General features: G+C 39.0%; 8 protein-coding genes. 4 read left to right on the top strand and 4 right to left on the bottom strand.

Features of this window, described 5'->3' with window-relative positions; genetic code table 11:
* The first annotated feature begins 222 nt into the window (after positions 1-222).
* Positions 223-756: a hypothetical protein gene (locus PN471_RS09410; RefSeq protein ID WP_271776621.1), complete on the top strand. Its 534-nt coding sequence runs from the start codon at positions 223-225 to the stop codon at positions 754-756.
* Here PN471_RS09410 and PN471_RS09405 read toward each other — a convergent pair.
* A complete protein-coding gene (locus PN471_RS09405) occupies positions 753-1,883 on the bottom strand; it encodes an extracellular solute-binding protein (protein ID WP_271776620.1) in 1,131 nt (376 codons plus the stop codon). The two genes, PN471_RS09410 and PN471_RS09405, sit on opposite strands and share 4 nt — an antisense overlap.
* A 184-nt stretch (positions 1,884-2,067) precedes the next feature.
* Here PN471_RS09405 and PN471_RS09400 point away from each other — a divergent pair, with 184 nt between their 5' ends.
* Positions 2,068-2,412, top strand: a complete 345-nt coding sequence (locus tag PN471_RS09400) for a hypothetical protein (protein WP_271776619.1) — start codon at positions 2,068-2,070, stop codon at positions 2,410-2,412.
* Here the strand turns inward: PN471_RS09400 and cobT are convergent.
* From cobT to PN471_RS09385, 3 genes are all read right to left on the bottom strand, one after another.
* The gene (cobT, locus tag PN471_RS09395; protein ID WP_271776618.1) at positions 2,409-3,512 is read right to left on the bottom strand and encodes a nicotinate mononucleotide-dependent phosphoribosyltransferase CobT; all 1,104 of its coding nucleotides are present in this window, start codon (positions 3,510-3,512) and stop codon (positions 2,409-2,411) included. The two genes, PN471_RS09400 and cobT, sit on opposite strands and share 4 nt — an antisense overlap.
* Before the next feature lie 87 nt (positions 3,513-3,599).
* Complete coding sequence (locus PN471_RS09390; RefSeq protein ID WP_271776617.1) at positions 3,600-4,310, bottom strand: DUF2232 domain-containing protein; 711 nt, start codon at positions 4,308-4,310, stop codon at positions 3,600-3,602.
* Between the two features lie 62 nt (positions 4,311-4,372).
* A complete protein-coding gene (locus tag PN471_RS09385) occupies positions 4,373-5,071 on the bottom strand; it encodes a Crp/Fnr family transcriptional regulator (protein ID WP_271776616.1) in 699 nt (232 codons plus the stop codon).
* Between the two features lie 613 nt (positions 5,072-5,684).
* On the opposite strand from PN471_RS09385, the gene PN471_RS09380 reads away from it, so the two are divergent.
* Positions 5,685-9,395 carry a hypothetical protein gene (locus tag PN471_RS09380; RefSeq protein WP_271776615.1) on the top strand — a complete coding sequence of 1,237 codons (3,711 nt, stop codon included), beginning with the start codon at positions 5,685-5,687 and terminating at the stop codon, positions 9,393-9,395.
* 143 nt (positions 9,396-9,538) lie between these two features.
* Positions 9,539-9,940, top strand: coding sequence for a hypothetical protein (locus PN471_RS09375; RefSeq protein WP_271776614.1), 402 nt, complete (start codon positions 9,539-9,541; stop codon positions 9,938-9,940).
* Positions 9,941-10,139 lie beyond the last annotated feature (199 nt).

The following is a 10,139-nucleotide window of genomic DNA, read 5'->3' as shown; positions in this document are numbered from 1 at the left end:
GGTTACAGGTTACAGGTTACAGGTTACAGGTTACAGGTTACAGGTTACAGGTTACAGGTTACAGGTTACAGGTTACAGGTCATTGGCTAACTTCTTTCTTCCTCCTGACAACTGACAACTGACCACTGACTCCTACTCTTCAATAAAATTTTTATATTTCAATCAGGATTTTCTCGATTTAACTATGAACATTATGGGAAATAAATATAAAATATCAAAGCTATGACTAACAATAAGTTATTTCCCCGTAAAGAACCACTGTTATTATTAGCAATGGGGGTTTTTACGTCTTTGTTTTTACCCATTTTCCCATCAAAAGCAGAAAATATTTTTCTCCCATCTAATGCACCTTTGCAGTTAGATCTACTTACCCAACCAAAGGATAATATCATCACAGCTAAAACTATTGATCCTCAAAAATTAACAGTTCCTAGTTTATGGTGGGCTAAGGAAAACTCAGAAAAACAACTTTTAGATAATTGGATAGTTTACCCACCTTCGCAAACAGAACCACCCCGTGCAGATTTAATTGTTAATCAGCAAATTTGGGGATTATTAGACTATTTTGGCAAGTATGTCTTTGTGAATCGGTTAGGTAGCCTAGCTAGTAAATATGGTTACAATATCCGAATTTTTAACTATCAAAAAGAACCTTTAGCAACTTACACCTGTAATTTTCCTCAAAGTCCTGCTTCCTGTCGGCTTCAGATGAATCATCAAAGTCAAGTCAGTTTCAGTTTTGCTTCGTCAAATTAGGATTGTTTGATCTTCATAAATAAATCTTCGTACTCTTTCATCACTGCTGAAGGGAAAGGCAGTAAAAATTCACTTTTGGCAAAAGTTTCTGAATCAGTTAATAATAAGTTCTGTAACTGCTTCTGAATATCCCCATTAACCATAGTCTTGTCAATGGGAGAATTGCTTTTAGTGAGTAGGGCAATTTGTTTAGATGTATTGGGTTGTAAACAAAAATCTAGCCATTGGTATGCTAAAATGTCATTATTAATACCTGTGGGACTTACCCATAAATCAGCCCAAATTGCTGTTCCTGATTTGGGGACAACCGCGGCAAATTTTGGATAACGACTGATGATGGGGATAATATCATCAGACCAACCAACTGCTAACCAAGTGTCTCCAATGATTAATGGTTCTAGATAATTTTTAGAATCATAGAATTTCACTTGTTGATTTAATATTTTTAATTCCGTTTCTAAGGCAGAAATTTGATTAATGTTGTCTGTATTATAGGATTTTCCTAATTTCTTCAAAACTAAACCGATGACTTCTCTAGGATGATTTAGTAAAGAAATGCGATTTTGCAATTCACTCCGCCATAAATCACTCCAATCTGTTGGTGTCCAACCCAATTGTTGAAACTTTTCTTGATTATAAATAATTACTGTATTTCCCCACCGATAAGGAACGCCCCAAATTCTATCCTCTTGGTCATGCTTAATTATCTGTTGCCACTTTTGATTGAGGTTAACTAGATTTTTTATATTGGCTGTTGCTAATGGTTGAATTAATTTTTGATTAATTGCTGCTTGTAACCAATAATCTCCCAATGTGATTAAATTGGCAGTTGGTGATTTTTGATTTTGATTGAAAGGTAAATAACGAGTCCATTCTTGCTGATGATTAGTTGGTGGTTGCTGCCAAGTTTGTAATAATTTAAATAAATCCTCAAGCTGATTAATGGGAGTAAATTTTAACTTTCCCCCTTGAGTTACGGTTTTCCGAAACTGATTAACTACCTGACCGGGGATAGAATTTTTTAATAATTGGACATTTAAGAGTGGTTGCTGGTTTGTTCCGCAGCCGGCGATCGCCTGAGAAAGCGCTAGAATACTTGTGCCTAATAGAAAAGATCGTCTATCCATAGTTTTATCTCTATAATCACGATTGATAATTATCAGTTTAACTAATGAATATGCTTGATTTCTATAAAAACTCCAGCATCCCATGAGTAAAAAAGCCATGAAAAGTTAAATGATCCATAAGTATAGCTAGAATCGCCAGTAAAGTGAATAACATAGAGAAAATATTTTTTGGTGCAGGTATTAAATGGAATCATTAGAAAAACAAATTCTTACCTTAAGTCAGAAGGTTAGTGCTGTCTATGAAGTGATTGAAAGGCTTGATATGCGGCTATCTCAAGCTTTATCCGATTCATCTTTGCGGCAATTACCAGCCATAGAACATTATTTGGAAAAAAAGCCGCCAGTCAATGAGTTAAAAGAATTGAAGCATAAGGATATTTTGCTTGATGGTGTTCCCGAAATGATTTATCAGACTACAGATAAACACATAACACCAGAAATTCAAATCCAACGGCTAACAACACAGTTAACTGCTGCATATCATCGAATTGCCGCCTTAGAAGAGCAGTTACTTAGACAAAGGGTTTAATGATTGGTGCTAAGTTGCTCAAATTGGGCTTCAATGGCGGCTAATAGTTGATGTTGTTGCCAATTTCCACTTAAAGCAGCAGCAATACAAGCCGCACCAGCACCAACTCCTTCTTTAACAAAACCCCGTTCATAAGCTTGAAGTTGGGGATATCGGGAATTAGCAAAACTCAATTGTGTGGCTAACAAGGGGGGAATGCTATTTTTATTTAAACTTTGGGCTAGGTCAATGGTTGCACCAGTGGAGTCCTCTGCTACCCAGCGGGTTGTACCAATGACAATTTCTGCGGGTTGCCAAGATAGGTTATATTTGTGAGCGATCGCTTGAATTAAAGCATAAACTGCTAACATCTGCGTCCCTCCACCTAATAATACCCCACAACTTCGACTCGCAGCGATCGCCATTCCTGCTACTACCACCTGCATAGGATCACCTACCGCCGCTACTAATGCTAAAGGATCAACGGACGGAGGAGTTTTTGCCAATCCAGTCTGCACCAAATCCCATTTTTGCCCATGATTACACACAGGATGGCTACTATTAACTTTGCCAGCAGCATCAATCCCCAAACCAGTTAAAATTGCCAAAGCCGTTGTTGTGCCACCGACAACGCACTCACTCAGAATTAAATACCCATCATAATTTAACTGAGAACTTAATTGATCACCCCAACGTAATCCTTTAGCTAGTAAATGTTTAACAGTATCTACATTCATCGCCGCACCCCCACTTAAACACCTCGCCGGCGCACCACCTAAATCAATTAATGGCACAGGTGGAATATGTAGTAATCCCGCATTAAACAAGTAAACAGGGATATTCAAATTAGCCACCACCGCCCGCGAAATCAGCACAGGAGAAGCCCCCGAAGTCAAAGGTGGTAGATGGTACTTAGGTTGATATTCAGCACCGTAATAGAGAAATTCCGCATCAGCACAAGCCGTATATCGGCGATCATCTGGAGTCAACCCAGCCGCAGAAATCCCCGGAATCAACCCAGTTTCTGTAAATCCTAAAACACAGGCAAATATCGGTAATTTACCCCGATAACGATTGAGCCATACTTCGCCCTGAGTAACTTGGGTATAAATATTAATCATATAGCAGGGAATAGGGAATTGGTAATTGGTAATTGGTAATTGGTGAAAACTATTCTTCTTCCTCCTGAACTCCTGACTCCGAACTCCTTACTCATAATCCATCAACACCTGCACCCAATGAGGTGGACGGGGGATGGGATTACCTAAACGGTCTAAAAGTAACCAAGCCGTAAGATGAACTATAAACAAGTAAATAAAATTATTGAGAAGAATCAGAGCGATCGCTCCTAATTGAATTAATAGTAAATTGGGAGTCATTAACAATTCCAACTTTAAAAAAATCCATTCAATAATTTCCGTCACCTGAGTAATCACATAAACCCACAAATCTTCCCCCGATAGCACCGACAAAAACCACAGGCGAAAAAACACCCCCAGCGTCCCCAACAGCGTCCCTAAAGCAATAGAAACAATCCATGGTACACGACGATACCAAGTCGCCCCTAACAGCACACCCATCAAGGCAAAGGGCATGACAAATAATAGACTCCGAACCGGACCCATCAACACAGACAACAACAACCCAGAAGTTACCGCTGCCATCCAAGCTGCCCGTTTACCCCAACGTAAATAAACCAAAGCAATAGGAACAGGAAAAAACACCCGCAATACTGGACCCAAAGGAAAATAAAAATTAATAAACCAAATTAAACTCGCCGTACTGGCTAAAAAAGCCGTTTCCACCATCCTTAAGGTACTTTCAACCTTCAGCGGTTGGTACTGTAATCGCGGCTGGGAAAGAGATTCAGGAGATGAATCTTGCCCTGGTTCTTCTGGTAGGGAATCAACGATACTCATGCCAAATAACTAAAATGAACTACCCCATCTTACTTTGTTGAAGATGGGGTTTCTACATCCCCTTAAACTATAGTTTTTTCCAAAGCTGACCAATCTGGAATACGAATTCTATCTTGATCCCTCATAATCAAACCCTTTTTTTCCAGCTTTGTCAGCACTCTTGTCACAGTTTCCCGTGCCAATCCACTTAAACTACTTAACTCCCGGTGCGGTAAATTAGGAATTTCCGTGCCGGCATTCTCTTGTTTTCCTTGTCCCTCTGCCAAAAATAGCAACGTATCCGCCACCCGTGACTGACTATCCGATTCCCGAAGACGTAATCTTCTATTAACTTGTCGCAACCTTTTAGCCATTAATTGAGCCAATCTCACCCCGGCTAAAGGTTCTGTTTGCAGCAAATTCACAAAATCTTGAGCAGGTATACTCGCAATCGTCGTCGCCGCCAGAGTAATAACATCAGTAGAACGGGGAACTTCATCTAGCGCTGCCATTTCCCCAAATAATTCCCCTTTACCAATAATATTTAGCGTTACCTCTTTCCCATCTAAATTATACGTACGGATTTTTACCCATCCGTTTACAATAAAGTATACAGAATTACCCCAGTCATTTTCTAGTAAAATTACTTGGTTGGCTGGATGGGTACGAGTAACAAGACGAGTTAGAGCCTTTTCTATGCCCAGTTCTGGTAAGCCTTGAAAAAATGGCGCTGTAATCATCCATGTATGAGATGTGTTATTTGTATTATATGGCTCTTCCATCAGGGCATTTTGATTATTAAAGTTGCTATCATCACAACACTAAGACTGTTATTACCTGAGTTCGGTGTTAGGAGTTTCTCCTTCGGAGACGCTACGCGAACGGAGTTATAATTTTTTCAACGAGATCATAAGTAAGGGTTTGAGACTCATACTTGGGGCAGTTTTCCACAAATTATCTTATGTCGAACTCAGGTGAGTAAAGGAATTATCTCCTAAAGCGTTGCTCATGTCTAGCATGAAAGTGACCGTATCCCTACCGTACTCAGCCCTCGACCAAGGATGTTTCTATCTGCGTTTTCCTCTCTGTATAGGGTTTGCTGAATAAACCTAAAATCCAGACCCTTTTTTCGGGGATTGTTGTCACCGTTGTGGTAAATACTGATTGACAATATTGACTAATATAGACGTATTATTTGGTTTTCGTGTATCCTGAAAACATTTTTGAACCGAACAAAAATTTCTGTATTCCTTCCCTGTTGCCTATAATTTATTTTGCACGACTACTTAACATAATTAGCCCTAGAAGTGTCAGTGACAAATTTTAATCATGGAAACTTCTGTGATTGTCAGTCCCTTACAAATCAACGTACATTTTTAACTAAGGTAATTTAACGTGACTTACCATACTGATGAAATTCACCAACTAATTGCAGATATTGATCACTTACTGTCTCATAGTGCCAAAGGTATTTCTAAGTTCCTTTCTAACCAGAGACAACAGGAAAAAGAGGTTTTGCAACGAGTACGGAGCTTTTTAGTGCAATTGGAGGAGGATGAAGTATCAAAAAATGATGTCCTACCGGAAACCACTAAATCATCTGCCACACCAGCATTTTCATCTCTGTTGACACGATTTAACCAACAGAATCTCCCATCTGTTTTGGAGTCTTCTGGACACCCGCCAGAGACAATTAGTAGTGAAACAGCACAAACCAAAGAACAAATAGCGGACTTGCTTCAGCCATTGCAAGCGGAATTATCCAGGCTATTGGCGGAAAGAGCAGATTTGCTTCAGGAAATTAGACAACTAGAGCAAAAGCGACTACAAAACTCTTCGTTAAGCCAGCAGTTAGCTGACCAGGAGGGAATGATTTCTAATTTTTTAGAGGTCCTTATGGGTCGTTTAGTACCACACTTAAAATCAAATTCTGGGTTGATACTTAATGCTAATGTCCAGAATCTAGACGCAATTACTTCTGGTATTCAACCTATTTTAGAATCAGCAGAACGAGTAGAACAGTTAGCAAATTTAGCCCGGAATTTAGATCAGCGGTTACTGTCTCTGGATGGAACTGTTAATAGTATTTTTGAAGCCCTAGAACGTAATATTAACGCCTATTATCATTCCTTATCCCAGGCATTAGCTAAAATGCACGACCAGGGGATACAGGGTGAACAATTGATGGCAAATTTCCTCAATAATTTGACTCAATATTTACAACAGCAAGTTTTGATTAATGAGTCTGCTATTTGCTCTGTTGTCAATCCTCAAATAGTGTCGGCATCACTATCATTAGCTGAATCTTCGGTTGTTGAGGAATCAAAAACTTCAGAAGATATATCTCTAGAAAGTTCTGGAGCGGAAATATTGCCAATTAATCTAGCTACAGAGTTGTTAGAGAATCAATCACAGTCGGCTAAAGATTTACAGTTAACAAATACTGATGAAGTAGATGAACTTTATGCGAGTTTCTTTAATACTGAAATTTCCTCATCGTTAAATTTCTCATTTTCTCCCGATCTGACATTTAGGAAATATGAAAATTTAGCCATTGCTTCTGAAGATATCAGTAATGATTTATCAGTGCTGGAAATTAACGGTTCAACAGTTTCTAGTATAGCTGACAGTGCTGTGTTAGCAGAACCAAAAGACAATGATAAAAACTACGAGCCGCAAACAATAATTTCTCCCGCTCCTACAGAAGTTAAAGTCCCACTTTCACCCGAAGAAAAAGAAGTAGAACCCGATCCTGTTGATACAATCACAGTTTTAACTGATTTGTTGGTGGATACTGGTAATGAAATAGTACCGTTAGAATTTATCAATCAATTAGATAATGCAGACAGAGAAACAGAAAATCAGCAATTAGCATTGAGTAACTTTGTTGCTGCTTCTGCTGAGGAAAATTTGCTGTCTGTGTTAGATAATGATGTTTCAGAAATACCAGAAATTGTTTTAGATGCCAAGCAGTTGCAACAATTAGACCAAGATCTAGCTACTTTTGATCAGCAATTAAATTATGCGGGAGAATCTATAACTAAGTTAGATGCTACGAGTCAAGTTGATAGTGTAAATATAGTTTCTGATCAGGAAGTAGATTTAAGTTTAACAACTCAGACAAATGTAGAGGGTGAACCAGAATATTTTACCCAATCTCCACTCACTGAGGGGCAATTTCCAACTACCAATAATCAAACATCAATTCACCATGAAGAAGAGAAAGAGCTTATTCCTGGTGATACTTTGGAGTCCACTTGGTATTTAGGAATTGATATTGGGACGACGGGAATTTCTGCGGCTTTATTAAATCGCTCTCAATTGATAGTTTATCCAATTTATTGGTCAGCGGAAAGTCAAGTTGATGGTTCTAATTTTCAGCAATCATTCCGGTTACCCGCAGAAGTTTATTTACCTACTAATTCAGGTTCTCATCAGGGGAAAAGTGGAGAATCAGATTTTTCCCCTCATCTTTATTCAGCACAGTTAAAGCCTTATTTGCAAATAGCAGTTCCCTATCAGCAAGAACGACAGAAATGGGAGCCGATGTTGCAATTGAACGAGTTTTCTGCAGGTCCGTTAATTTGGGTGGTGCGATCGCTCTCTAAGTTATTATCAACTCTCAGGTCTAGTCAAACTAGTACCACACCGGCGTTAATTGCTAATGCTGTGGGTATGAGTACAGCAGCCTTTTCAGGAATAATTAAGAATATCGCTGGTGTGATCTGTACTTGTCCTTCCAGTTGGACTGAACAATATCGTTTTAATGTGCGGGAAGCGATTGTCACCAGTGAACTGGTCTCTCATCCCCAACAAATCTTGTTTGTCGAAGAAGCGATCGCCAGTTTGCTGCCAGAATTAGACAGTGCCAATGGTCAATCTATCCAAATTAGCGAAAATCAAGGTTTACGCCCTTTAAAAACCAGCGATTATCCCCTATTAGGTAACACTTTAGCCATTAATATTGGCGCAACTCAAGTAGAAATGACCTTAGTAGATATACCAGCAAATTTAGAAAAATTGACACACAAAGACTTCATACTCCACAATTTTCCCTACTCTGGCAAAGGCATTGAACAGGACATTATTTGTCAATTACTGCTACCTCCAAAATCTCGCCAACCCCGTCAACCCGGACAATCTCACCCTGAACCAATTAACACAAATCCTTGGCACTGGCAACCCTCGATTCCTGGTTTAGACCAAATGCAATTTTCTGATTTGGGTTTAGAAGCCTTATCATTACCCAAAGTCGGTGAACCAGACACAGAAGCACGAATTCGTCTTCAACAGCGCCTAGAAAGTTCCCTCCTGGGACAAGCTTTATTAGACGCAGCCTTGGCGTTGAAACTGATTTTACAGCACCAAGAAACCTTTACCCTAGAATTTGCCGACCAACGTTGGGTACTGCAGCGTCGAGACCTGGAAAGTCAAGTCTTTGTGCCCTTTGTCCGTCGTCTCAATCGAGAACTTAACAAGTTACTAGTAGTTCGTGGTATTCCCACCGAAGCTATTAATCAAGCCGTCCTCAGCGGTGGTGTGGCTTCCGTTGGCACAATTAACCGTTGGTTACGGCAAAAACTGCCTAATGCCAAAATTATTCAAGACTTATACCTGGGTGAAAACGGCACTCCTAATTGTAGTCGCGTAGCATTAGGTTTGACTATGTTACCTTTGCATCCCCAAGTTTTAGACATACCTAAACAACAATACACAGATTATTTCCTGTTTTCTGAACTGCTAAAACTATTACCTAACCGTTCTTTATCCTTTGGTGAAGTCTTACAGCTATTTGAAAGTCGTGGTATCAATACCCGCATCTGTCAACAGCGATTATTAGCTTTCTTAGAAGGTGAACTACCACCAGGCTTAATTCCTGCCACTTCAGATCACCTTTGGCTGACCCATCACTCCCAGGAAAACCTCGATTATAAAGCGATTGATGCCCTGAAAATAGGCATAAACTCTCCACCACTATTTGAAAAACAAGGCAATCTTTCCTATCGTCCCAATCTTCAACAAGTCCAGTTATTACTACGTCATTTAGCTACCATTAAATCCAGTACCGTACAATCACTAGAAGAACCATATAGTTACCTACTTTAATCACCAAAAAGATGATTCAATCTTGTGGGATGGGCATCTTGCCCGTCCTGGTAAAGTAACAGGCTATTTTGATTCAACTTTTGAAAATATCTATGATAAAATTAAGGAACTGTTTAATGATTAGTGAAACAAAGGAGAATACCATGAATACCTCCATAGAACTTCCTAGCGGTAAAATCCTCAACATCACCCGATTTATTGCCCTAATTCCCAATAACAATAATATTGATAGTGATTATCAACTCATTTTAGAAGGATATCCTCATCCTATCAATTTAGAACCATCAGATGCTCAAAATTTGAAAATAATTTTGCAATCACAACCAGATCAAAATACCCCAGTTAGCAGCCATAAATCAACATGGAATCAACAAGAACAACTCCAAAAAAATCAAAAAGCAATGGCAATTTTAGCACAACAAATCCAGGAATATCAAAATATCTCTGATGAAGAATCTAGAGAAAGACAAGAAATCTTTGAAAACCTCAAAAAAAGAATGGATGCTGAAAGACCACAAGGACAAAAATTATATTCAGAAGTATGATAGTATTTATTGACTCTAGTGTATTGGGAATTATTGCCACTAGTGTCAAATACTGCTATTCACTCAAATGCTTTCGGAAAATTGTTTGATATGATTGTGGTAACATTTTTTGCTTCGGGGGCTTCTTTGTCCCTATTTTTTTACTCCCTTATTTTCTCAAATTATTGCCACATCTCATCTTCAACCGCCTTGTCACCCG

It is taken from the genome of Aphanizomenon sp. CS-733/32 (assembly GCF_028330045.1).
In the GTDB taxonomy this organism is placed as follows: Bacteria; Cyanobacteriota; Cyanobacteriia; order Cyanobacteriales; family Nostocaceae; genus Dolichospermum; species Dolichospermum gracile.
Note: the sequence above shows the minus strand (reverse complement) of the source record. Positions and strands in the feature narration are given on the sequence as shown.

What these genes read in the sequence shown, in the direction of transcription:
- PN471_RS09410 (WP_271776621.1), top strand. Translation starts at nt 223, where the DNA reads ATGACTAACAATAAGTTATTTCCCCGTAAAGAACCACTGTTATTATTA.
- PN471_RS09405 (WP_271776620.1), bottom strand. Translation starts at nt 1,883, where the DNA reads ATGGATAGACGATCTTTTCTATTAGGCACAAGTATTCTAGCGCTTTCT.
- PN471_RS09400 (WP_271776619.1), top strand. Translation starts at nt 2,068, where the DNA reads ATGGAATCATTAGAAAAACAAATTCTTACCTTAAGTCAGAAGGTTAGT.
- cobT (WP_271776618.1), bottom strand. Translation starts at nt 3,512, where the DNA reads ATGATTAATATTTATACCCAAGTTACTCAGGGCGAAGTATGGCTCAAT.
- PN471_RS09390 (WP_271776617.1), bottom strand. Translation starts at nt 4,310, where the DNA reads ATGAGTATCGTTGATTCCCTACCAGAAGAACCAGGGCAAGATTCATCT.
- PN471_RS09385 (WP_271776616.1), bottom strand. Translation starts at nt 5,071, where the DNA reads ATGGAAGAGCCATATAATACAAATAACACATCTCATACATGGATGATT.
- PN471_RS09375 (WP_271776614.1), top strand. Translation starts at nt 9,539, where the DNA reads ATGAATACCTCCATAGAACTTCCTAGCGGTAAAATCCTCAACATCACC.